The organism is Bradyrhizobium canariense (genome assembly GCF_900105125.1).
In the GTDB taxonomy this organism is placed as follows: domain Bacteria; phylum Pseudomonadota; class Alphaproteobacteria; order Rhizobiales; family Xanthobacteraceae; genus Bradyrhizobium; species Bradyrhizobium canariense_A.
In genome coordinates, this window is the sequence record NZ_LT629750.1 from 5,337,007 (window position 1) to 5,358,694 (window position 21,688).

The following is a 21,688-nucleotide window of genomic DNA, read 5'->3' on the forward strand; positions in this document are numbered from 1 at the left end:
AAACTCGTTACCGCCGGGTTGACGCGCGAGGCTGTCGTGTGTGGAACCGGCGATAACGTCACGCGGCGCGTTTGATGTCTTCGGCCAGCGCGCGGTACGACAAGGCTTCGGCCAAATGCAGCCGGCCGATCTTGTCGGCGCCATCGAGATCGGCGAGCGTGCGGGCGACGCGGAGCACACGATGGTAGCCGCGGGCCGACAGGCGCATGGTTTCGGCGGCGTCGCGGAGCAGCTTGGTTCCCTGCGCGTCCAGCTTCGCGATCTCTTCCAGCAGCGATGCCGGCGCCTCCGCATTGGTGCGGATATGCGCCAACCCTGCCGCGGCGTAGCGCGCGCGTTGAATGTCGCGTGCCGCGGCGACACGCGCGGCCACTTCCGCCGATCCTTCCGCTGCTGGCGGCAGGATCAGGTCAGCGGCGGTCACAGCCGGCACCTCGATCCGCAAATCGATGCGATCCATCAGCGGGCCCGAGATGCGGGTCTGGTAATCGGAGGTGCAGCGATCAATTCGTCCGCGTTTGCAGGAATAGCCGGGTTCGAAGGCGTGGCCGCAGCGGCAGGGGTTCATCGCCGCGACCAGCATGAAGCGCGCCGGATAGGTGACGCGATGATTGGCGCGCGACACCGCGACCTCGCCGTTCTCCAGCGGCTGGCGCAGCGAATCCAGCACGCGCGGATCGAACTCCGGCAGCTCGTCGAGAAACAGTACGCCCTGATGCGCCAGCGAAATCTCGCCGGGCTTGGCGCGGATGCCGCCGCCGGTCAGCGCCGCCATACTGGCGGAATGGTGTGGAGCTCGGAACGGCCGCCGGGCCGTCAACGCGCCGCCCTGGATTTCGCCGGCGACCGAGGCGATCATCGAAACTTCCAATAATTCGGACGGCGACAGCGGCGGCAGGATCGAGGGCAGACGTGCCGCGAGCATCGACTTGCCGGCGCCGGGCGAGCCGATCATCAACAGATGATGTCCGCCGGCCGCGGCGATCTCCAGCGCGCGCTTGGCGCTTTCCTGGCCCTTGATGTCGCGCAGGTCGAGCAGCTCCGCCTCGCGCTCATGCACCTTCGGCTGCGGGCGCGACAATACCTGTGTGCCTTTGAAGTGGTTGGCGATCTGGATCAGCGAATTCGCGGCAATGATCTGGATATCCGGGCTGGCCCACGCTGCTTCCGCGCCGCAGCCCGCCGGGCAGATCAGGCCTTCGTCGCGCGAGTTGGCGCCGATCGCCGCCGGCAGCGCGCCCGCAACCGGCGCGATCGATCCATCAAGACCGAGTTCGCCGAGCACCGTAAAACCATTGAGCGCATCCGGCGGGATTGCGCCGATCGCCGCCATCAGGCCGAGTGCGATCGGCAGATCGTAATGGCTGCCTTCCTTGGGCAGGTCGGCAGGCGCGAGGTTGACCGTGATTCGCCGCGCCGGCAGCGCCAAGCCGGAGGCGATCAGCGCGGATCGAACCCGCTCGCGGGCCTCGGATACCGCCTTGTCCGGAAGCCCAACGATAGCGAAAGCAGGCAATCCCGGCGCGACCTGCACCTGCACGTCGACCGCCCGGGCCTCAATTCCCTCAAACGCGACAGTGGAAACCCGCTGGACCATGCGCCCCTCTTCCCGCAATCGAGGGTAGCGGAAAGTGCCGGCTCGCGCAAGAACATTACAGGAACGGGCCGGCTGGGTACCGTGCGGACCAGATTCTCGGGGCGCTACCATAAACGGTGCCGGCGTACTCGCGCGCGGGGCAGACTCTGCGGAATATGTGGAAACTCAATGCTGATGTTTTCTATTGAGTTTCCTTGGCCTTTTTGGTTTTGGTGGCGCGACGCGCGTAAGAATTGACACAGAAACCGACTCAGATTCCGTTATATCCCGCCGCTGATAGTGGTCTTCGCCATCACGGGAATAACGACGTTACTTTGCAATGGGTGGAGATTGCTGATGAAGCAAACGCGCCAATTTGAGAAGTTCAAAGAAGCCGCTCGCGCGTTAGAGACAGACGACAATGAAAAGAATTTCGGTGAACGGTCAGGTAAGATAGCTCACTTCAGGCCAGAAGCGCGGGCCATGGCCCACACTTCAGATTGTGCGGTTCACAATGGTCCGGCTATGCTGCCGGGTCCCTGTACCTGCAGAGCGGCGAAAGCTGGCAAATGATCCCGCGCGTCATTGCGCGATCATTCAGCTTGTACTCTGGGCGCGGCCCGTCGAACTCAAAGATAGTGAGTTCAACATCTCGCATTCGATCTAATCGGAACAACTTCCAATTGACGTGCTCGTTCGATGCCGAGGCTCCGTCGATCTGAAAGGCGCGAAGCAGAATTTGCCCCGCGGATCCATATCCGAGTGCGTGGCACTCAATTGATCTTGTTCCGGGTTCGTACCAAATGTTGACGAGCTTGCACTCGTTGATGGCCGCTTCAAGTAGTTCACGCATGCCAATTCTCCTTGGCATTGCGAGAGCCGACTCTTGACCGTGGTCCCGGATCATGTGACGATTCGGGTGTTGATACTGGTCCGTTGTCGGCTCTCTGGGTTGATACGGAACCTCACTACGAAGCCGCTTTGGGTCGCCACCTGGGGCGGCTTCTTCGTTTGGTCCATCCGGCAACAAAACAGTACCGAACACCCCGAAGTCTCGGACAAATTCAGGACGCCCGTCAAGGACTAGTACGGGTACCTGAATCAAATACTAAATATGGTGGAAAAGGGAGAAAGCCGCGACAGGCGTTCCCGTTAAGTATCTGTAATTACAGTATAAATTCCGGTTGGAAACACTCTGCGGGAGCGGAGAATTTGCGTTTTACCCCCGCTGTTCACAGGGCAACTATTTATCATTCATTAAGAATTGCTTGCCTGCGAATCGCGATTCTGGCTTTGCGAAGTGCACAATTCCTCCCGCCCCGCGTCTCGCGCAAGAACATTGCAGGAACAGAGTTTGATCGGCCGCGTGCCCCTGACCTCCGCTTCGAGCGTTGCGAACGGGCGCTTGCCCCGTTGCTGTCACCTGCGGCCCGTCCGTCCCTTTCGGCAAAAGTGGGTTGCCGGTTCGGGCGTTTATCCAGACGCAATTCGGGACCAGTCTATGTGAGCTGGTTATAGGGCAGGGCGAAGCTCACGAGAGGTTAAGACAATGTCCAACAGACGGCTGGAAGGTAAGGTCGCTATCATCACCGGTGCTGCCCGCGGGATTGGGCGCGCCACTGCGGTGGCTTTTGCCCGCGAAGGCGCTGCGGTCATGGGAATCGATATTGCGGGTCCCGTCAGCTCCGCGCTGGAAGTGGCGCCTGCGAGCGCCGACGAACTCGACGAGACCGGTCGGCTTGTCGACGCGGCGGGCGGCAAATGGGCGTCGCGGCGGCTCGATCAGCGCGATCTGCCGGCGCTGCGCGACGCTGCGGAACGAACGGTCCAGGCCTTCGGCAAGATTGACATCCTGTTCGCCAATGCCGGTATCCAGTCCTTCAAGCCGCTCCTGGAGATGGAAGATGTGGACTGGCATGACCAGATCGACGTCAATCTCACCGGCACCTGCAACGCCATCCGCGCCGTAGCGCCCTATCTGGTCAAGAATGGTGGCGGGCGCATCATCGTGACCTCTTCGACCCAGGGCCGGCACGGGACTAAATTCGGTGCGGCCTATTCGGCCTCCAAATGGGGGATTATCGGGCTGATGAAATCCGCAGCGCTGGAGCTCGGCCAGTACGGCATCACCGTCAATGCCGTCATCCCCGGACTCATCGACACGCCGCTGACGCGGCACCGGCAACGTTATGCCCAGGCCGTCGACGATCTGAACAACGCCGAACCGATCGGCAGGCTGGAGGCCGAGGCCAAGCAAAGGCTCACTGCCAAGTCACCGCTCGGCGTGCCCTGGATCGAGCCGGAAGCCATCGCGCCCGCGGTCGTGTTCCTGGCGAGCGACGAGGCTTACATGGTGTCGGGCGCGACCTATGACGTGACCGGTGGCGACAGCGCCAACAACGCGACCTAGGCCTGTTCGGCTCTGATTGAATCAGAACCGGCTCTGGTAAACGCTCAGATTTGAGGGCGACCGCTTGGCCGCCCCCGGAGCGTTGCAGCTATTCAGAGCGTCATCACCATCGGCTCGGCGATGTAATGAAAACCTTCGCCGGTCTTGACGACGTGGCCATAGCCCGGCCACGGGAAGTGATAGGACATCACAGCGATCTTGTTGGCCGCGAGCATGTCCAGCATCTTCACCCGCGACTCCGCCGCCTGTTTCGGATCGGTGTCGTAGGAAAATTCCATCCGCGGCTTTTCCATCAGCAGGATCTGGTGGTGGGTCAGGTCGCCGAGGAAGGCGAAGGATTTGCCGTCCGAGCTGATCATGAACATGTGGTGGCCCACGGTGTGGCCGGGCGCGGCGAGCGCCTGCACGCCGGGCAGGAATTCCTGGCCGTTTTTGTAGAACACCAGCCGGTCGCGCACCGGCAGCAGATTCTTGCGGGCGTGAACCACGAAATCCTTCAGCGGGCTGCCCAGCTTGCCCTCATCGGTCCAGTAATCGAAATCGCTCTGGGCGATGTAGTACTGGGCGTTCGGGAACAGCACCTTGCCGCTGGCGTCGACGACACCGCCGATGTGATCGATGTGGGCGTGCGAGAACACCACCGCGTCAATGTCTTCGGGCTTGATGCCGGCTTCCGCCATGCTCTTCTGCTGGCGGCCGGTGGTTGGCCCGAACGCCTGCGATGTGCCCATGCCGGTGTCGAACAGCACGAGCTTGTCGCCCATGTTGACGATCGGCGAGTTCTGCTCGAGCACGATATTGTCCGGCGACAGGAAGTTGTCGCTCAGCATCTTCTTCATCTCTTCAGTCGGCACGCCGATAAAGGTGCCCTTGGGATCGCCGAGCGGCAAAGGCCCGTCCGAAACCACGGTCACTTCAGCGCTGCCGAGATTGAAGCGGTGAAAATAGGGCGACTGGGTGCCGAGTTTGGGGGCTCGCGCCTGCACGCCGCCGCCAAGCAGGGTGGTCGCGCCAAGACCGGCGCCAAGGGCAAGCAAGGATCGTCGCGAAACATGGGATGTCATGCGTCTTCCTCCACTATTTCTGTAATTTTTGCGCGTTTTGGTCGCCGGCGCGGATCTGCCGCTCGATCTCGACCGGGCACCAGAATGCTGCGCCCGGTTTCAAAGGCTGGCAAGAAGAATTGGACGTTTGAAGAGCACGAAGTAGAAACGTTTCAACCGTACAACCAAACAAAGAAAATTATTTTCTGCGCCGCTTCGCCTCGATCGTGTCCCGGACCATCGCGACCAAATCAGCGTTGCGAGGCCGTCGAAGCGACTCGGTAAAAAGACGTCGAAGAGAACAGATACATTGCGACGGATTCCGCTAGGGTTATCCCAATAGTTCTTCTTTAAAACGGTTGGAATGGCTGATGCGCCATTATCGAGCGGAACGAGGAAACGACATGTTGGTAAATCGGCGCAGGAGCGAACGTCAGCAATGCAGAAAGGTCGCGAAGATTCAATTCGGGACCAGCTCGTTGCCGCGCGACTGCACGATTACGGACGTATCGAACGGCGGCCTCAAGGTGGTTGCCGAATATCCCGAAATTCCCACTGAATTCACCATCATATTGTCGACAGGCCACACCCGCCAGTGTCGGCTGGCCTGGCGGATCGGTTGCGAATTCGGCGCTGAATTCATCGACTAGACCGAAAGCTCTTCGAAACATCGAAGCCGGCTAGCGCTCCTGGCCACAGGCGCTAAGTCGACCCCAACGAACTCCGCTCAGGTCGCCCCGCGATTGCAACGCAGGCGTGCCGTCCGTTTAACCGGAAGTTAGGGTTACTGTGAGCATTTCGAGGCCGTTGCTGACCACAGGTCAAAGTACATGCGCCGACAGTTGCCTGAACAAGATCGCTTCGCGAGACGTCTTACAGCCACGGTATCGTCCGCGATTTTGGTATTCGGGCTATGCAGCTGTCAAACCGCGGGCATGGAAGATATCACTGGGTCATTGGGCGACAAAACCGAAGCAAGTCACACCGCCGACCCCCGGCAGGAAGTAGACATTTACGGCGAGCGCTTTCGCGCCAACCGCAAGGACGCCGATGCGGCGTTACAATATGGGAAGGCGCTGCGAGCCGCGGGGCAGCGGGCGCAGGCGGTCGCGGTGCTCCAGGAGGCGTCGATCGCCAATCCCGGCAACAAGGCGCTTCTTGCGGGCTATGGGCGAGCGCTGGCGGACAATGGCGATTTCCAGGAAGCATTCGACGTCCTCAGCCGCGCCCACAACCCCGATAATCCTGATTGGCGGATCCTGTCGGCGCAAGGAACGGTACTCGATCAACTCGGCCGGTACGACGAAGCACGCCAGTATTATGCGAGCGCGCTGAAGATAGCGCCCGACGAACCATCCGTATTGTCCAATCTCGGCCTTTCGTACCTTCTTTCGAAAGATCTGCCCAAGGCGGAGGAGACCTTGCGCCGCGCCAACGGCCACGCCGATGCGGATCCGCGCGTGCGGGAGAATCTGGCGTTGGTGGTTGGCCTGCAGGGCCGGATCGCCGAGGCCGAGAGCATCGTGAAGGCCGATCGCCCGCCGGAGGAAGCAGCGGCGAATGTCACTTATCTGAGACGGTTACTGGCCCGGAAAGACAACGCGCATACCAACGTGGACAAGGTGGCGGCGGCGGGGCGCCCCGACTGACCGCTGACGGATGGGCGTCGGTTTTCGGACCGCATGATCCGTTACGTCTCACCAAACGCCGCCGTGCCTTCGCGCGAGAACTTACTTTGCGCGCAGCTTCTTCATGATCGGCGATAGCAACGAACGCTGCGGTTTTTTGGCTTCTTCGCGGCCCGTCAGCCGCCGCGCGATCTGCAGAAACATCTTGGCTGTGCGATGATTGGCGGAGATTTCCGCGATCATCTGGCCGTTGTTGGCCGCCGTGCCGAACATGCGCGAATCGAACGGGATGGAAGCGATCGACTGGTTCTCGACGGTCTTGGCGAATCCGCGCGCGTCGATTTCGGGGCGCTTCGGCATGCCGACCTGATTGAGGCAATATAGCGGCATGCGGTCGTTGGGCCGCGACCCCTTCAGCATGTTCAACATGTTCTTGGTATTGCGTAGATTGGCGAGATCCGGCTCGGCAACGATCAGAATGTCGTCCGCGCCGACCAGCGCGCGCTTGGTCCATCCCGACCATTGGTGCGGAACGTCCAGCACGACGCAGGGCGTTGTCATGCGCAATGTATCGAAGATCGAATCAAACGCTTCCGCGCCGAAATCGTAGACCCGATCGAGCGACGCCGGCGACGCCAGCAGGCTGAGGCGGTCGGTGCATTTCGCCAGCAAGCGTTCAACGACCGCGGTATCGAGCCGATCAGGCGAGAAGACCGCGTTGGCGATGCCCTGCAATGGATCCTGGTTGTAGTTGAGACCGGCGGTGCCAAATGCGAGGTCGAGATCGATGACCACCGAATCCATCGCGAGGTCACGGGCGATCGCCCAAGCCACGTTGTGCGCGACGGTGGATGCGCCGACGCCACCCTTGGCTCCGACGACTGCGATGATCCGGCCCGCGGTTACAGCCTCCGACGCCGAGAACAGGCTGCAAATCGAGCGCACCACATCAAGCGTATCGACCGGTCCGACGACATAGTCGTTGACGCCGCGACGCACCAGTTCGCGATAAGGCGCCGCATCGTTGGGATTACCGATCACGACGACACGGGTTCCGGCATCGCACACGGTGGCGAGTTGGTCGAGGCCGGCCAGGATGTCGCTGCGGCCTTCGGTTTCCAGGATGATCACGTTCGGAGTGGGGACCGTGTCATAGGTTTCGATGGCGGCTGCCATGCCGCCCATTTGAACCGAGAGATGGGCCTTGGCGAGACGGCGGTCTTCACCCGCCAATCGCACAGCGGTTGCGGTTTGTTCGGTCTCGCAAAAGGCCTGCACCGACACGCGAGGTGCCGGAGCGATGTAATCGTTCGCGGTCGGCGTAATGTCCGGCTGTTCCTTGGGATCTTGATGGGCGTGACTGATCATTTGCCTGCATCGCTGAGTTCGGCCTTGTCGGCCTCCGGATAGGCGGTCGTGGTCGCGTTGCCTTTGCGATATTTTTCGAAACCTTCGGTGCGCCGCGCTGTGTAGGCGGGAGTTTCGGACCGCGGTTGCACGAGATCCGCGGGGTTGTCGATCATCGCCGCGAGGTTGCGTTGGTTGGCGCAACCGAAATTGTAGTATTGCTTGTTCTCGGAATAGCTGGGGTCTGCGATCGACGGTCCGACATCCTCCGGCCACAGGCCGCAGGGTCCGGCGACGGCCGAGATTTTCGGATAATTCAGCCGGATCGCCGCCAGTTGGCGCGGATCGTCTGGCCGATAGCGATGGACCGTGACCCCTCGCGGCGGCACACCGGCTGCCGTCAGCAACGATTGAATTTCGCGAAACGCATCCGCGGCGGCGGCCGCGTTCGGGGTGCCGACCGGCACATCGGCAACGATCGCGCCGGTTGCTTCACGGCGCCAGGTCTGCGCCAGCCCGATCACGTCGGCGCGTTGGGATGCAGACAGGCCGCCTCGCGCATGCCCGACGAAGATCACGACCGACTGATCCGCTTCATGAATTGTGATCGGATGACGCAGGCGGTAATCGTCCGGAACGCTCGCGGTCACGACTTCCGTGCCAGTATTTGTGCACGCACCCAGCGCGACGGAAAGACCAGCGAGCGCACCGAGCAGGCGCAGGGTTCGATGGCGATCGATCGGTGTTATGTCTGTCATCGTTCTGTCCTCGTCCCGCGTTAGCCGGCGGCCCCGTCTCAGTCAGTGATAAAGCCGAAATTGCACGGATAGCCTGCGACCTGTTCGACGCGGCCGGAAACGCCGTAAATTCGATTGATGCGGGCCAGCAGCGCCGATTGGGAATCCGATGCGGGCGCAAACCCGTCATCGGGGCGCGACAGCTCCTTCTGGGCAACCGCCCGAACGATATAGGGCGTCACCAACACCATCAGCTCGGTCTGGTTGTTGACGTAATCCTGGCTTCTGAAAAGCGCTCCAAGAACGGGCAACTGATCCACGCCGGGCATTCCGTTGACGGCTTGCTTGGTCTGATCCTGGATCAGGCCAGCCATCGCCATGGAGCCGCCCGACGGAATCTCCAGCGTCGTCTCCGCGCGGCGGGTCTTGATCGAAGGTACCGAAATTCCACTGATGCTGATCGAATTCTCGCTCGAGACCTCGGACACTTCGGTCATCACCCGCAGGCTGATCCGGCCCTCGGCAAGCACGACCGGGGTGAAATTGAGCGAGATGCCAAACTTCTTGAACGCGATCGACGGGGCGCATTGCCCGACCGATCCTGCCGCCGTGGTTTGGCAGGTCACGCCGGTTGGAATCGGAAACTCGCCGCCAGCGATGAAGGTTGCGGACTCGCCCGAGATGGCGGTCAGGTTCGGTTCAGCCAGCGTATGAATCAGGCCCGCGCTTTCCATCGCACGCATTGTCGCGGTGACCGATGGAGCGGAGCCGAACGTGCCCGTAAGATTGTTGCCCGAGACCAGCGGCCCACCGTTTGCGGTGAACGGGTTCGAATTGTTGAAGGTCACGACCGTGTTGCCGTAATTCAGTTTGGCGCTGAGATCGATGCCCATCTGCTTGATGATCGAACGGGCGACTTCAGCGACCGTGACTTTCAACATCACCTGGTCGCGACCCCTGACCACGATCGAGTTGACGACCTTGTCGGCTCCGCCGACCAGCCGTGCGGCGACATCGCCCGCCTGTTGCGCTTCGATCGGACTCGATACCGAGCCGGTCAGCACCACGCCATCGCCGACGCCTTCGATCTGGACGTCGGCGGTCGGCAGCGCTTGTTTCAGGGTGGCGCGGACGCCGTTGAGGTCGCGCGTCACCGCGATATCATAGGCGGCGATCTGCTGGCCGTCGGAATCGAAGAACACGACGTTGGTCTGGCCAACCGCCGTGCCGATGATATAGGCGCGCTGCGCCGAATGGACGACCGCGTTTGCAACCTTGGGATCGGCGACCAGCATATCCTTGATGTCGCGCGGCATATCGATAACGACCGATTTGCCGATCCCGAGTGACAGGAAGCGCGACTTTTGTCCGCTGGCGGCAATCGTGACGGGGTGGGAATCGGTCGCCGCAACGGGCGTCGGAGTGAGATTAAGCGCTAACGCGGCGACAGCCGAGAACGACAGGACGCGGACCAGCAAAGCCCGAATCGTCGGCTGATTTCCCCTGCACTTCATATCCGTCGTCCTCTTGGTCACTTCTGTGTCTTGGTCACTTCTGTATGGTCGCCTGGGTGGGGACGCCGTATCGAATGACGTTGATGCTGTTGCTGCGTTTGGGAGTTTGATCGTCGGCGTTGCTCTCGACGATGTTGACATCGGCAATGCTGCGCAGCGCGAGCGACAGCGAGCCGCTCTGACGCGCGGCGCTGAGCGTTGCGGTTTGCTGGGGCGTTAATTCGAGGGTGACGGTCTTGCCGAGAACAGAGTTCTGGCCGTCTTTTTCCTTTGGCGCCTGGTCGATCGCAAGAACCCGGACGTTAGCCAGGATGATTTCCGAAACAACGATCTCGTTCGGGTCGGTGTGGTCCGGATTCTTCAGGCGCCCTGAACGAATGACGTCGACGCGGTCGTTCGGCAGGATGAAGCCGCCGGCGCCGGTTTCGGGTGAGATTTCGGTCGAAACGGCGCGCATCCCCGCAGGCAGGATTGCCGCCATGAAGCCCGATCCATTGCTCTTGACCAGTTTCTGCTCACGGATCGGCTCGCCCGCGATGAATGGCGCGCGCGCGATCGAACCGGCGATCTGGGTTGTGGCGTCGGGGCGATCGTTGCGGCGGATGAAAGTGTTGCTCGCGGTAGCCGCCGGCCAGGTCTGCCACTGCAGGTCCTCCGGCTTGAGCGATTGGCCGAGTCCAATATCGGATTTCGCAACCAGAACGTCCACGGTTTGCAGCTGGGCGGCGACCGGTTCGGCCGGGGGAGGCTTATTTCCAGGCGCACCACTCGCAAGATATGCGGCGACACCGCCGGCACCGAGAGCGATGATCAGGACGACGATGCGTGCAGTATTCATGCGTTTTACTAACTACTCTTACGCCGGAACGCCTGAACTGCATGGTCATGACAGCCTCAGCCTTTTCCCTGCCCATGACTAAGCAGCAAAAGTATAAGCGAGCTTGAGAGCGGAGGAGTTTGCGGAAAGGTATTCAGGGATTTATCGGCATGGTGAACGGAGTGTTATCGTTCGAAAACAAATCCGCGGTTTTTCCGGGAACGTGATCGTTGCCCGGTCGCGCACCGGCGGCGGATTTTGGCGGGTGCGAGCTTGGAATTCCGCGATGCGCCGCTTATCGCTCATCAGTCCAATAGTCGAATCGCTCAGGACGACGCGGGACCTGAGCGTTCGGAAATGCCGCCATCGGCATCGACGGCAATGCCGGTACGGTCGGTGGCGTGCGGGAACGCCACGACGTCGACGTCTTCAAGAATTTCGGTGCTCTGTCGCGATGCGAAATTGCGCTAGGCTTTTGCCTGCTTCGCCTCGATCGTGTCCCAGATTTTCGCTGCGATGTCGGGCCCGCCGAGCCGCGCGATCGCGCGGATGCCTGTTGGTGACGTCACATTGATTTCGGTCAAGTAGCCGTCGATGACGTCGATGCCGACAAACAGCAGGCCGCGCTCGCGCAGCGCCGGGCCGATTGTCGCGCAGATCTCGCGCTCGCGCGGCGACAGTTCAGTTGCCTGAGCCGCGCCGCCGCGAACCATGTTGGAACGCAGATCGTCAGCCGCAGGCACGCGATTGACCGCGCCGGCGAATTCGCCGTCGACCAGGATGATGCGTTTGTCACCATGTTTGACCTCGGGAAGGAAGCGCTGGATTACCCACGGCTCGCGAAACGTCACCGAGAACATGTCGAACAGCGAACCGAAATTCATGTCCTGCGGCATGACGCGAAACACCGCAGCGCCGCCATGGCCGTGCAGCGGCTTCATCACCACCGCGCCGTGCTCATCCCGGAACGCGTTGATCTCGTCGAGATCGCGGGAAATCAAAGTCGGCGGCATCAAATGCGGAAAATCCATCACGAATATCTTTTCCGGCGCGTTGCGCACGCTGGCGGGATTGTTCACGACCAGCGTTTTCGGGTGGATCCGCTCGAGAAAATGGGTCGAGGTGATGTATGCAAGATCGAACGGCGGGTCCTGCCGCAGCAGGACGACGTCGAAGGCCGCAAGCGGCTGGCGCTTCGGCTCGCCCAGCGTGAAATGATCGCCAATCTCGTCGCGTACGGTGAGCGACTGGACCGGCGCCGCCAATTCCTCCCCGCGTAGCGAGAGTTTGTCGGGCGTGTAGTAGGAAAGCCGGTGACCGCGCTTTTGGGCCTCCAGCAGCAGCGCAAAAGTTGAATCGCCGCGGATGTTGATACGCGCGATGGGGTCCATCTGGACGGCGACATTCAGGTTCATTTGCTGGTCCGCAGGTTGGTTTGGAGAAGGATTTTACGTGCTGGCGTCGAAGGCTGCTAACAGATGGCGCGGCAAGCGCCGTGGCGCAATCAGCATGGCATCAAAACGCAGGTCGAATTCGGCATGTTCGGGATGCGCCATCAGCCAGGCCTGGGCAGCATCGATGATGCGCCGCTGCTGGCGCGGTGTCACGGCATAGGCGGCGTCATCGAGGCTGGCGCGGGCCTTGACCTCGACAAAGACAAGTAAATTGCGCCGTCGCGCCACCAGATCGATCTCGCCATAGGGCGTGCGAAAGCGTTTGGCGAGAATGCGATAGCCCTTGGCCATCAGATAGGCGGCGGCACGGGCTTCAGCGGAGAGGCCGGTACGAAACGCCGCGACGCGCGCGGGCGCGGCGACCTTCGCCGGTGCGGCCCCCGTTTGGGCGCTGATATCGTCACTCTTCGCCATCTTCGCCTTCCATGGCCGCTTCCTTGGCGAGTTCAAGCGCGCGGGCATAGATTTCGCGGCGCGGCCGGCCCGAGAGTTCGACCGCATGCGCGACCGTATCCTTGACGCTGTCGTACCTGAGCCGGCTTCGCAGCAAGTCGTCCAGCTCGTCCTTGGCCATGATTTGCGCATCGGCCGGCGGCGGGCCGACCACCAGAACAAATTCTCCTCGCGTCTCCAGCGTGTCCGCAGCCCGCGCCAATTCGGCAATCGGTGCGCGCTTGACGTCTTCGTGCATCTTGGTGAGTTCGCGGCAGATCGCGGCGTCGCGCGCGCCCATGGCCTCGGCGAGATCGGCAAGCGTATCCTGCACGCGGTTTCCGGACTCGAACATGACCAGTGTCGCGTCGATCTTTGCGAGTTCGGCCAACCGCGTCCGGCGCGCGGTCTCCTTGGCCGGCAGAAATCCCTCGAAGAAGAACCGGTCGGTCGGCAGCGCCGCCACCGCGAGTGCCGCCAGCACCGAGGAAGGCCCGGGCAACGCGATCACGGCATGGCCGGCCGCGCAGACCTCGCGCACCAGCTTGAAGCCGGGATCGGAAATCAGGGGCGTGCCGGCGTCCGAAACCAGTGCGATGGAGGCGCCTTGCGCCAGCCGCTCCAGGATTTTCGGCCGCGCGGTCGCCGCATTGTGCTCGTGATAGGGTTTTAGCTGCGCCGATATCGCGTAGCGCTCGGTCAGCCGGCGGGTGATGCGGGTATCCTCGCAGGCGATGACGTCGACGCCGGCCAGTGTTTCCAGCGCGCGCAGGGTGATGTCGCCGAGATTGCCGATCGGGGTCGCCACCAGATGCAGGCCGGGCGCCGCTTTTGGGGCGTTCAGGACCTGGCCGCCAATGGAAAAGGTGCGGGCGGTGAAACCCGCTACGCCTTCCGAGGTATCTGTCGAGGCAGCTTTTGCGCGCATGGGATCAATCTAGATGGAACGAAGCGTTGACGCCACGATTCGGCCGATGGAAATGCGACCGATTGTCCCCAGTCTGACAACAAAGGAACCGGGGTCTTGCAATCGACGTGCGCGTTCGATGGGTATAATCCTTTTGTTTCAGTTAACTATTCGCCGGGAATATGCCTGAATCCGCGTCTCCTGATCATTGGGAGGTGGCGTCTGGCCGATTTCGGTCGGTCAAGAGAAGAGATGTGATGGTGGGCCCGTTCAATCGCAAATCCCAGCCTGCCGGAGCAACCCGGCGGACCGCGGTTGGCTTGATCCTTGGCGCCCCCTTGCTTGGGGCCTGCGCCGGCGGCCAGTTTTCCAACGCGTTCAGTTCACAGCCTGGCCCTGCTCCTGGCCCTGCCGGTCCACCGCAGCAGCCGCTCGCGGTCGGCAACGGGCAGGTCAAGGTCGGGTTGCTCCTGCCGCTGTCGGCGGCCGGCAATGCCGGCGTCGCGGCGCAGTCGATGAAGAATGCCGCCGAGATGGCGCTGGCGGAATTCCAGAATCCCAACATCCAGCTCCTGATCAAGGATGACGCCGGCAGCCCGCAAGGCGCGCAGCAGGGAACGCAGCAGGCGCTCGACGAAGGCGCAGAGATCATCCTAGGCCCGCTATTCGCAGTGTCGGTGCCGGCGACCGCGCAACTGGCCCGCGGACGTGGCATCCCGGTGATCGCGTTCTCGACTGATTCGAGCGTGGCCGGCCGCGGCGTCTATCTCCTGAGCTTCCTGCCGGAGTCCGACGTCAACCGGATCATCGAATATTCGACCAGCATCGGCAAACGCTCGTTCGCGGCGCTGCTGCCCGATAATGCCTATGGCAATGTGGTCGAAGCCGCTTTCAAGCAGGCCGTGCCACGGCGCGGTGGGCGCATTGCGGCATTTGAAAAGTATGGCGCTGATCGTGCGACGGCCGCGCGCAATGTGGCGCAGACGTTGAACACAGCGGACGCACTCTTTATCGCCGATGACGGTGATTCGGTGGTTTCGGTGGCCGATGCGCTGACCGCGGCGGGCGCGAATTTGCGGAACGTCCAGCTGCTCGGCACCGGTCTGTGGGACAATCCGCGCGTGTTCGCGAGCGCTGCCTTGCAGGGCGGCCTCTATGCCGCGCCGGATCCTGCCGGCTTCCGAAGCTTTTCCGGCCGCTACCGCGCCAAATACGGCTCGGATCCGGTCCGAACCGCGACGCTCGCCTATGACGCGGTGGCGCTTGTCGCAGCATTGGCGCGAACGCAGGGCACGCAGCGTTTTTCATCTGACGTGCTGACCAACCCGTCCGGTTTTGCGGGTATTGACGGCCTGTTTCGATTTCGCGCCGACGGCACCAATGAACGCGGCCTCGCGGTCATGCGCGTCGGATCGGGCGGCGGCGTGGCGGTCGCGGGCTCGCCGAAGAGCTTTGGGGCGTAGCTCTCTTACGCGGCCAGATCGGCCACCACCGCATCCAGCACCGGAAATCCGGCTTGCGTCACCCGCAGCCGCCCGTCGGCATCGACGGTGATGGCGCCCTCCTCGCTGAGGATGGCGATCCGATGCGGATCGAGCGTACGGCCCGATAACGCGGCGTAACGTTTGGGATCGATGCCCTCGGTAAGACGCAAACCCATCAGCAGGAATTCGTCGGCGCGCTCTTCGCTGTTCAGCGAATCGTCGGTGACAACGCCATGTCCCATCGACTCGACCCGCATCAGCCAGGTCTCCGGCCGCTTTTCGGTTGCGATGGCATGTCTGACGCCGCCGATATCGAGGCGGCCATGCGCGCCGGGACCGATCCCGGCATATTCCGCGCCGCGCCAGTAGACCAGATTGTGCTGGCACTCGGCGCCTGCGCGCGCGTGGTTGGAAATCTCGTAGGCCGGTAATCCCTGCGCGGCGCAAACCTCTTGCGTGATGTCGTACAGCGCCCGCGCGACGGTTTCATCCGGCGTCTTCAGTTTGCCGGCGGCATGCAGGCCAAAGAACGGTGTGCCTTCTTCGATCGTGAGCTGATAGAGCGACAGATGCTCGGCCGCTTCCGAAATCGCCAGCTTCAATTCATCGGCCCACATCTGCGGGGTCTGATCGGGGCGGGCGTAAATCAGATCGAACGAGTAGCGATCGAAGGCAGTGCGTGCGATCGCGACCGCATCCAGCGCCTCGCGTGCGGTGTGCAGGCGTCCCAGTGCCTTCAGCGACGCGTCGTCCAGCGCCTGGACGCCAAGCGAAACCCGGTTGACGCCCGCCGTGCGATAGCCGCGAAACCGCGTCGCCTCGACGCTTGTCGGGTTGGCTTCCAGCGTGACTTCGGCACCATCGGCCACGCGCCAATGCTTTCCGATCGCATCCAGGATCGCGCCGACGGTCTGCGGCTGCATCAGTGACGGCGTGCCGCCGCCCAGAAAAATCGATGACACCTCACGGCCGGGCGTTCGCGCCGCGGTGGTCTCGATCTCGCGTGCAAAGGCGCGCGCAAACCGTTCTTCGTCGATCGGCGCATGCCGGACATGGCTGTTGAAATCGCAATAAGGGCATTTCGACAGGCAAAACGGCCAATGCACATAAACGCCGAAGGCTTCTCGTTCAGCGCGGCTCAAGGCAGATCTCCGCGAGCTTGACGAATGCGCGGGCGCGATGCGACAGCCCGAGCCCAAGCGGCGGCAGGCCATGCTTCTCGATGCTGGTCATTTCGCCGAAGGTTCGCGTGTGTCCATCGGGCATGAAGGCCGGATCGTAACCAAAGCCGGCGCTGCCGCGCGGCGGCCACACCAGCGTGCCGTCGGCACGCGCCTCGACCTCCTCGATATGATGGTCGGGCCAGGCCACGCATAATGCAGAAACGAAATGCGCTCTTCGCTTCTCGGGCGTCATGGCGCCGCGCTCCTGCAGCAAGCGCTCGATCCGCGTCATCGCGCCGGTGAAATCCTTGCCGGGGTCTGCCCAGCGCGCCGAAAAGATTCCGGGCGCGCCGTCGAGCGCATCGACCACCAGTCCGGAATCGTCAGCGAATGCCGGAAGCCCAGCAGCCTGCGCGGCGGCGACCGCCTTGATTCTGGCATTGGCGTGAAACGTATCGCCGGTCTCGTCAGGTTCGCCAAGACCAAGTTCGCCCGCCGAAACCGCCTCGATGCCATACGGCGCCAGCAGTTCGCGCATCTCGGCGAGCTTGCCGGGATTGTGGGTTGCGATCACGAGCTTGCCTGTGATTCGGCGGTGCATGTGCTTTTATTCTACGCCAGCCCGTGCCTGATCCCGAATCACGCCACGGCCATTTTCTGCAGATCCACCAGCCGCGCCACGCCTTTGCGCGCCAGCGCCATCAGGGCCAGGAACTCATCCTGCGAGAACGGGGTCTTTTCCGCGGTACCCTGCACCTCGATGATGCGGCCGTCGCCGGTCATTACGAAATTGGCGTCGGTCTCGGCTTCGGAATCCTCGGCATAGTCGAGGTCGAGCACCGGCGTGCCGTTATAGATGCCGCAGGAGATCGCCGCGACGTTGTCGCGCAGCACGTTGGCCTTCACCATGTTGCGGGTCTTCATCCAGCCGATGCAGTCGGCAAGGGCCACCCAGGCGCCGGTGATCGAGGCGGTGCGGGTTCCACCGTCGGCCTGTAACACGTCGCAGTCCACGGTAATCTGGCGCTCGCCCAACGCCTCGAGATCGACGGTTGCTCGTAAGGAGCGCCCAATCAGGCGCTGGATCTCAACGGTACGGCCATTCTGCTTGCCGGCGGAAGCTTCGCGGCGGGTGCGCTCCAGCGTCGCCCGCGGCAGCATGCCATATTCGGCCGTGACCCAGCCGCGGCCCTGGCCCTTGAGCCAGGGCGGCAACCGTTCTTCCAGCGTTGCCGTCACCAGCACATGGGTATCGCCGAATTTCACCATGCAGGAACCCTCGGCATATTTGACGACCCCGCGCTCCAGTGAGACGGGACGCAGTTCATCGGGCGCTCGGCGGCTTGGCCGCATGGGAATCCTCCGGAAATTCAATAAAAATGGCTGGCGGTGCTTGTAGGAGGGGGCGCGGGGTGCGGCAAGGCCCTTGGTCGTCCTTTTCAGGTCAATGGCGCTTGTCACCGGCCCGCCGGATCGACAGATTAGGGTGAAGCTGTGAGGGAGTAGGTAGTGGCCCACCACGATCCGATTGGCCTGATCGCGCCGCATACCGGGCTGGCCCAGCTCAACGAGCGCTCGCGGGACATATTTCGTCAAATCGTCGAGAGTTACCTCGCTACCGGCGAGCCCGTCGGTTCGCGCAATATTTCACGCCTGATCGCGGTGCCGCTCTCGCCGGCCTCGGTACGCAACGTGATGTCGGACCTCGAGCAGCTCGGCCTCGTCTACGCGCCGCATACGTCAGCCGGCCGGCTGCCGACCGAACTGGGCTTGCGGTTCTTCGTCGACGCCCTGATGCAGCTCGGCGATCTCACCGAAGCGGAGCGGCAGTCGATCCAGACCCAGCTCGCGTCCGTCGGCAGGGCGCAATCGGTCGAAGCAGCCCTTGGCGAGGCGCTGACCCGGCTGTCAGGCCTGACCCGTGCGGCGGCGGTGGTGCTCACGGCCAAATCCAATTCACGGCTGAAGCACATCGAGTTCGTGCGGCTGGAACCGGAAAAGGCGCTGGTGGTGCTGGTCGGCGAGGACGGCCAGGTCGAAAACCGCGTGCTGACGCTGCCGCCCGGCGTTCCCCCGTCCGCACTCATCGAAGCGACCAATTTTCTCAACGCGCGGATCAGGGGGCGCACGCTGGCGGAAGCGCGCCTCGAACTTGAAACCGCACTGGCGCAAGACCGCACCGAACTCGATCAGCTGACACAGAAGGTAATCGCCGCGGGGCTCGCCAATTGGTCCGGCGGCGAGAACGAAGACCGGCAGCTGATCGTGCGCGGTCACGCCAATCTGCTGGAGGATCTGCACGCGCTTGAAGATCTGGAGCGCGTGAAATCGCTGTTCGACGATCTCGAGACCAAGCGTGGGGTGGTCGATCTGTTGGGCCGCGCGGAAAGCGCCGAAGGCGTGCGGATTTTCATCGGATCGGAAAACAAGCTGTTTTCGCTGTCCGGTTCCTCCACCATCATCGCGCCTTACAGCGATGGCGCGGGTCATATCGTCGGCGTGCTCGGTGTGATCGGGCCGACACGACTGAACTATGCCCGCGTGATCCCGACGGTGGATTATGCCGCACGCATCGTCAGTCGGATGCTGGGCGGGTGATCCGGCCCGAAATGGGACTTTTGTTTTGACGCGTTCTCTTAACGCGAACCGGCGCCCACTTCGTTCGAAAACGCGATGGAGCGCTTGATTTTCCGCGCCTAAAGCATGATATGCGGGCCAGCAAATCCCCCGTTGACCTGAACACAAAGCGATTTTTTCGAAAAGGCAATCCATGACCGATCCGAACCGGCCAAACGAAGATCAGGCGAATGCGCCGCAGAGCGGCGAGCCCGTGGTCTCCAAGCCCTACATCATGCCGGACGATCCCGAGGAAGGGTCGGTAGAGGCGCTGACGAAGGAAGTGGCTGACACGCGCGACAAGATGCTGCGCACGCTGGCGGAGATGGAAAACCTGCGCAAGCGTACCAGCCGTGAAGTGGCCGATGCGCGAATCTATGGCATCACCGGCTTTGCCCGCGACATCCTCGACATCGCCGACAATCTGCAGCGTGCGCTGGATGCCGTCCCGGCCGAGGCCAAGGCCGCCGCCGATCCCGGCCTAAAGGCGCTGATCGAAGGCGTCGAATTGACCGAGCGATCGCTGCTCAACACGCTGGAGAAAAACGGCGTCAAGAAATTCGATCCGTCGGGCGAGAAATTCGATCCGAATTTTCAGCAGGCGATGTACGAAGTGCCCGATCCGTCGGTCCCCGCCGGAACGGTGGTGCAGGTCGTGCAGGCCGGCTACATGATCGGCGAGCGTGTGCTGCGGCCGGCTCTCGTCGCGGTCTCGAAGGGCGGCGCGAAAGCAGCGCCCGTGGCAAATTAGAATCTAGACCGCAATATCCCCGGACTGGATGCGCTTGACGCCGGCTTTGGTCATGTCGGCCCAAGCCTTGGCGAGCGAGCCCTGGGTGTCGATGCCGCGGCAGGCGTCTTCGACCACATAGGTCTCGAAGCCGGCTTTGCGCGCATCGAGCGCGCTCCAGGCCACGCAAAAATCGGTGGCCAGTCCTGCCACGAACAAGCGCTTCACCTGTCGCGCCGTGAGATAGGCGGCAAGCCCGGTCGCGGTCTTGCCGTCGGCCTCGGTGAAGGCCGAATAGCTGTCGACGTCCTTGTGGAATCCCTTGCGAACGATGAGTTCGGCCTGCGGGATCGAGAGATCCTTGGAAAGCGCTGCGCCCTCGGTTCCCTGCACGCAGTGATCGGGCCACAGCACCTGTTTGCCATAGGGCAGATCGATGGTCTCGAACGGCTTTTTGCCCGGGTGGGCGGAGGCGAACGAGATGTGTCCCGCGGTGTGCCAGTCCTGGGTCATCACCACATTGGCAAAACCCTTGGCGATGCGGTTGATGATCGGCACGACCTGATCGCCGTCCTTTACGGCGAGGCTGCCGCCGGGCAGGAAACAGTTCTGGACATCGATGACCAGAAGCGTCGATGCGTCATCAGGCTTGATCAATGCGGCTGCCTTTGGCTTGCTTGAAACAAAGGTCGCGAGAGCTATCGTGCCGAAACCTGTCAGAATCCGCCTTCGATCCAACATGGCGCTTCTCCCTCACCTGGAGATCGCATCAGCAAATCAGGTCGCGGAGCGCGCGTAAAGCGGATTGCGTTCGCGCGACGGATCGAAATCTCGGGCGGTCGATGGACCGGGAATCAGCCGCGCTGCTGAAGTCCGTCACGCACGGCACGGAAACGCGGGAACGCCTTTTCCCACTGGTCGCGTGGGGAGCTTCCAACGATGCGCAGCACGGTCGGGCCGCCAAACCTCAGCCACTGCACCACGGTGACCTTGGTATTGTCCTTGCCGCTGGTCGCATCGATCCGCGTTTCATAACCGGGCGAACCGTCGATCCGGATCGGCTCGGACATCGTGATCCGCGCTTCACGCACGCCGGGAAACGAGGTCAGGGCCTGTTGGGCAAACCGGTCACGATCGTCGGGTGTGGCCGGCGACTGTCCGAGGACGCCGATCACCATGAAGGGGGCTGCCTCAAATCCGGTTGATTCATCGCCATCGGCCAGAACAAGGGCGGCGCCGACCGCGAGCGTGCGGACATTTTTGAAATCGGCGAGGGCAGTGACCTTGAACGGCATCTGCGCCAGCTGCTCGTCGACCGGAACTTCCTTGCGGATAACCGCCGTGGCAAACATCTTCCGTATCGCGTCGTCGCTGTAGATTTTGATCGCGTTCTCGGGAACCTGCACCGCGATATAGCCGGAGAACGTACCGCCCGGCATGATCATCGAATAGCGTCGCACGCCGACAGCGCCATCCTTGGCGTCTTCGGCGGTGTAATAGGCGGTGCCGGCCGCGGTCTCGATACTCTGGGGCCGGATGCCGGCAAGGTTTGACGTATCGGCCTTAAAGGCATTCATGACTTCGGTGTAGGCGTTGGCCGGAAGCTCGGCCACCAGCACCTTGACGCTCTGGTCTTCGGTCTCGAACCCGAGGAAGGTTTTTGCGGGCGCCAGGCCGACCAGCGGCGTCAGTCCCACCCGGATGCCCGGTGGAAAGACCGCGTCGGCGGCAAAGGCCGGGCACAAGGTGGCAACAACGAGGGCAACTACGGACAAAAACCGAATGTGCGTCATGAAAAGTCTACTGGGTTTGCATTGAGGCCGTTCAATG

General features: G+C 62.3%; 21 protein-coding genes. 6 read left to right on the top strand and 15 right to left on the bottom strand.

Features of this window, described 5'->3' with window-relative positions:
- Positions 1-58: 58 nt before the first annotated feature.
- Positions 59-1,597 carry a YifB family Mg chelatase-like AAA ATPase gene (locus BLV09_RS25365; RefSeq protein WP_146689335.1) on the bottom strand — a complete coding sequence of 513 codons (1,539 nt, stop codon included), beginning with the start codon at positions 1,595-1,597 and terminating at the stop codon, positions 59-61.
- 502 nt (positions 1,598-2,099) lie between these two features.
- Positions 2,100-2,429 carry a hypothetical protein gene (locus BLV09_RS37460; RefSeq protein ID WP_167558882.1) on the bottom strand — a complete coding sequence of 110 codons (330 nt, stop codon included), beginning with the start codon at positions 2,427-2,429 and terminating at the stop codon, positions 2,100-2,102.
- A gap of 696 nt (positions 2,430-3,125) precedes the next feature.
- Between BLV09_RS37460 and BLV09_RS25375 the strand changes: the two genes are divergently transcribed.
- Positions 3,126-3,986, top strand: a complete 861-nt coding sequence (locus BLV09_RS25375; RefSeq protein WP_146689337.1) for a mycofactocin-coupled SDR family oxidoreductase — start codon at positions 3,126-3,128, stop codon at positions 3,984-3,986.
- A gap of 92 nt (positions 3,987-4,078) precedes the next feature.
- On the opposite strand, the gene BLV09_RS25380 is transcribed toward BLV09_RS25375, so the two are convergent.
- Positions 4,079-5,050: an MBL fold metallo-hydrolase gene (locus tag BLV09_RS25380; protein ID WP_146689338.1), complete on the bottom strand. Its 972-nt coding sequence runs from the start codon at positions 5,048-5,050 to the stop codon at positions 4,079-4,081.
- A gap of 383 nt (positions 5,051-5,433) precedes the next feature.
- Here BLV09_RS25380 and BLV09_RS25385 point away from each other — a divergent pair, with 383 nt between their 5' ends.
- Both BLV09_RS25385 and BLV09_RS25390 read left to right on the top strand, forming a co-directional pair.
- Complete coding sequence (locus BLV09_RS25385; RefSeq protein WP_100385001.1) at positions 5,434-5,679, top strand: PilZ domain-containing protein; 246 nt, start codon at positions 5,434-5,436, stop codon at positions 5,677-5,679.
- Positions 5,680-5,859: 180 nt separating this feature from the next.
- Positions 5,860-6,678: a tetratricopeptide repeat protein gene (locus tag BLV09_RS25390; protein WP_100385002.1), complete on the top strand. Its 819-nt coding sequence runs from the start codon at positions 5,860-5,862 to the stop codon at positions 6,676-6,678.
- A gap of 81 nt (positions 6,679-6,759) precedes the next feature.
- On the opposite strand, the gene BLV09_RS25395 is transcribed toward BLV09_RS25390, so the two are convergent.
- From BLV09_RS25395 to rsmI, 7 genes are all read right to left on the bottom strand, one after another.
- Positions 6,760-8,025: an AAA family ATPase gene (locus BLV09_RS25395; protein WP_100385003.1), complete on the bottom strand. Its 1,266-nt coding sequence runs from the start codon at positions 8,023-8,025 to the stop codon at positions 6,760-6,762.
- The gene (locus BLV09_RS25400) at positions 8,022-8,762 is read right to left on the bottom strand and encodes a CpaD family pilus assembly protein (RefSeq protein ID WP_146689339.1); all 741 of its coding nucleotides are present in this window, start codon (positions 8,760-8,762) and stop codon (positions 8,022-8,024) included. Before BLV09_RS25400 ends, BLV09_RS25395 begins: the two co-directional genes overlap by 4 nt.
- Positions 8,763-8,800: 38 nt before the next feature.
- Complete coding sequence (locus tag BLV09_RS25405) at positions 8,801-10,255, bottom strand: type II and III secretion system protein family protein (protein WP_146689340.1); 1,455 nt, start codon at positions 10,253-10,255, stop codon at positions 8,801-8,803.
- Between the two features lie 34 nt (positions 10,256-10,289).
- On the bottom strand, positions 10,290-11,093 hold the full coding sequence (gene cpaB, locus BLV09_RS25410) for a Flp pilus assembly protein CpaB (protein ID WP_146689341.1): 804 nt from the start codon (positions 11,091-11,093) through the stop codon (positions 10,290-10,292).
- Between the two features lie 446 nt (positions 11,094-11,539).
- Positions 11,540-12,487 carry a glutathione synthase gene (gshB, locus tag BLV09_RS25415; RefSeq protein WP_100385007.1) on the bottom strand — a complete coding sequence of 316 codons (948 nt, stop codon included), beginning with the start codon at positions 12,485-12,487 and terminating at the stop codon, positions 11,540-11,542.
- 33 nt (positions 12,488-12,520) lie between these two features.
- On the bottom strand, positions 12,521-12,940 hold the full coding sequence (locus BLV09_RS25420) for a YraN family protein (protein WP_100385008.1): 420 nt from the start codon (positions 12,938-12,940) through the stop codon (positions 12,521-12,523).
- On the bottom strand, positions 12,927-13,886 hold the full coding sequence (gene rsmI, locus BLV09_RS25425; protein WP_146689342.1) for a 16S rRNA (cytidine(1402)-2'-O)-methyltransferase: 960 nt from the start codon (positions 13,884-13,886) through the stop codon (positions 12,927-12,929). The genes BLV09_RS25420 and rsmI overlap by 14 nt, the downstream gene beginning before the upstream one ends.
- A 236-nt stretch (positions 13,887-14,122) precedes the next feature.
- On the opposite strand from rsmI, the gene BLV09_RS25430 reads away from it, so the two are divergent.
- Positions 14,123-15,328, top strand: a complete 1,206-nt coding sequence (locus BLV09_RS25430; RefSeq protein ID WP_146689343.1) for a penicillin-binding protein activator — start codon at positions 14,123-14,125, stop codon at positions 15,326-15,328.
- 5 nt (positions 15,329-15,333) lie between these two features.
- Here BLV09_RS25430 and hemW read toward each other — a convergent pair whose 3' ends face one another.
- The 3 genes from hemW to rph are packed head-to-tail and all read right to left on the bottom strand — an operon-like array spanning position 15,334 to position 17,865.
- Positions 15,334-16,491, bottom strand: a complete 1,158-nt coding sequence (gene hemW, locus BLV09_RS25435; RefSeq protein ID WP_146689344.1) for a radical SAM family heme chaperone HemW — start codon at positions 16,489-16,491, stop codon at positions 15,334-15,336.
- The gene (gene rdgB, locus BLV09_RS25440; protein WP_146689345.1) at positions 16,478-17,113 is read right to left on the bottom strand and encodes an RdgB/HAM1 family non-canonical purine NTP pyrophosphatase; all 636 of its coding nucleotides are present in this window, start codon (positions 17,111-17,113) and stop codon (positions 16,478-16,480) included. The genes hemW and rdgB overlap by 14 nt, the downstream gene beginning before the upstream one ends.
- 38 nt (positions 17,114-17,151) lie before the next feature.
- Positions 17,152-17,865 carry a ribonuclease PH gene (gene rph / locus BLV09_RS25445; protein WP_100385013.1) on the bottom strand — a complete coding sequence of 238 codons (714 nt, stop codon included), beginning with the start codon at positions 17,863-17,865 and terminating at the stop codon, positions 17,152-17,154.
- Positions 17,866-18,021: 156 nt separating this feature from the next.
- Between rph and hrcA the strand changes: the two genes are divergently transcribed.
- Positions 18,022-19,110 carry a heat-inducible transcriptional repressor HrcA gene (hrcA, locus tag BLV09_RS25450; protein WP_146689346.1) on the top strand — a complete coding sequence of 363 codons (1,089 nt, stop codon included), beginning with the start codon at positions 18,022-18,024 and terminating at the stop codon, positions 19,108-19,110.
- Positions 19,111-19,282: 172 nt separating this feature from the next.
- Positions 19,283-19,879 carry a nucleotide exchange factor GrpE gene (gene grpE, locus BLV09_RS25455; protein ID WP_100385015.1) on the top strand — a complete coding sequence of 199 codons (597 nt, stop codon included), beginning with the start codon at positions 19,283-19,285 and terminating at the stop codon, positions 19,877-19,879.
- A 3-nt stretch (positions 19,880-19,882) separates the two neighbouring features.
- Here grpE and pncA read toward each other — a convergent pair whose 3' ends face one another.
- Entirely contained in the window at positions 19,883-20,599 is a 717-nt protein-coding gene (pncA, locus tag BLV09_RS25460) for a bifunctional nicotinamidase/pyrazinamidase (protein WP_146689347.1), read from the bottom strand.
- 113 nt (positions 20,600-20,712) lie between these two features.
- The gene (locus BLV09_RS25465; RefSeq protein ID WP_146689348.1) at positions 20,713-21,651 is read right to left on the bottom strand and encodes a hypothetical protein; all 939 of its coding nucleotides are present in this window, start codon (positions 21,649-21,651) and stop codon (positions 20,713-20,715) included.
- Between the last annotated feature and the right edge of the window lie 37 nt (positions 21,652-21,688).

Excerpts from the sequence above, each read along its gene's own strand:
- BLV09_RS25365 (WP_146689335.1), bottom strand. The coding sequence starts at position 1,597 with ATGGTCCAGCGGGTTTCCACTGTCGCGTTTGAGGGAATTGAGGCCCGG.
- BLV09_RS37460 (WP_167558882.1), bottom strand. The coding sequence starts at position 2,429 with ATGCGTGAACTACTTGAAGCGGCCATCAACGAGTGCAAGCTCGTCAAC.
- BLV09_RS25375 (WP_146689337.1), top strand. The coding sequence starts at position 3,126 with ATGTCCAACAGACGGCTGGAAGGTAAGGTCGCTATCATCACCGGTGCT.
- BLV09_RS25380 (WP_146689338.1), bottom strand. The coding sequence starts at position 5,050 with ATGACATCCCATGTTTCGCGACGATCCTTGCTTGCCCTTGGCGCCGGT.
- BLV09_RS25385 (WP_100385001.1), top strand. The coding sequence starts at position 5,434 with ATGTTGGTAAATCGGCGCAGGAGCGAACGTCAGCAATGCAGAAAGGTC.
- BLV09_RS25390 (WP_100385002.1), top strand. The coding sequence starts at position 5,860 with ATGCGCCGACAGTTGCCTGAACAAGATCGCTTCGCGAGACGTCTTACA.
- BLV09_RS25395 (WP_100385003.1), bottom strand. The coding sequence starts at position 8,025 with ATGATCAGTCACGCCCATCAAGATCCCAAGGAACAGCCGGACATTACG.
- BLV09_RS25400 (WP_146689339.1), bottom strand. The coding sequence starts at position 8,762 with ATGACAGACATAACACCGATCGATCGCCATCGAACCCTGCGCCTGCTC.
- BLV09_RS25405 (WP_146689340.1), bottom strand. The coding sequence starts at position 10,255 with ATGAAGTGCAGGGGAAATCAGCCGACGATTCGGGCTTTGCTGGTCCGC.
- cpaB (WP_146689341.1), bottom strand. The coding sequence starts at position 11,093 with ATGAATACTGCACGCATCGTCGTCCTGATCATCGCTCTCGGTGCCGGC.
- gshB (WP_100385007.1), bottom strand. The coding sequence starts at position 12,487 with ATGAACCTGAATGTCGCCGTCCAGATGGACCCCATCGCGCGTATCAAC.
- BLV09_RS25420 (WP_100385008.1), bottom strand. The coding sequence starts at position 12,940 with ATGGCGAAGAGTGACGATATCAGCGCCCAAACGGGGGCCGCACCGGCG.
- rsmI (WP_146689342.1), bottom strand. The coding sequence starts at position 13,886 with ATGCGCGCAAAAGCTGCCTCGACAGATACCTCGGAAGGCGTAGCGGGT.
- BLV09_RS25430 (WP_146689343.1), top strand. The coding sequence starts at position 14,123 with ATGGTGGGCCCGTTCAATCGCAAATCCCAGCCTGCCGGAGCAACCCGG.
- rdgB (WP_146689345.1), bottom strand. The coding sequence starts at position 17,113 with ATGCACCGCCGAATCACAGGCAAGCTCGTGATCGCAACCCACAATCCC.
- rph (WP_100385013.1), bottom strand. The coding sequence starts at position 17,865 with ATGCGGCCAAGCCGCCGAGCGCCCGATGAACTGCGTCCCGTCTCACTG.
- grpE (WP_100385015.1), top strand. The coding sequence starts at position 19,283 with ATGACCGATCCGAACCGGCCAAACGAAGATCAGGCGAATGCGCCGCAG.
- pncA (WP_146689347.1), bottom strand. The coding sequence starts at position 20,599 with ATGTTGGATCGAAGGCGGATTCTGACAGGTTTCGGCACGATAGCTCTC.
- BLV09_RS25465 (WP_146689348.1), bottom strand. The coding sequence starts at position 21,651 with ATGACGCACATTCGGTTTTTGTCCGTAGTTGCCCTCGTTGTTGCCACC.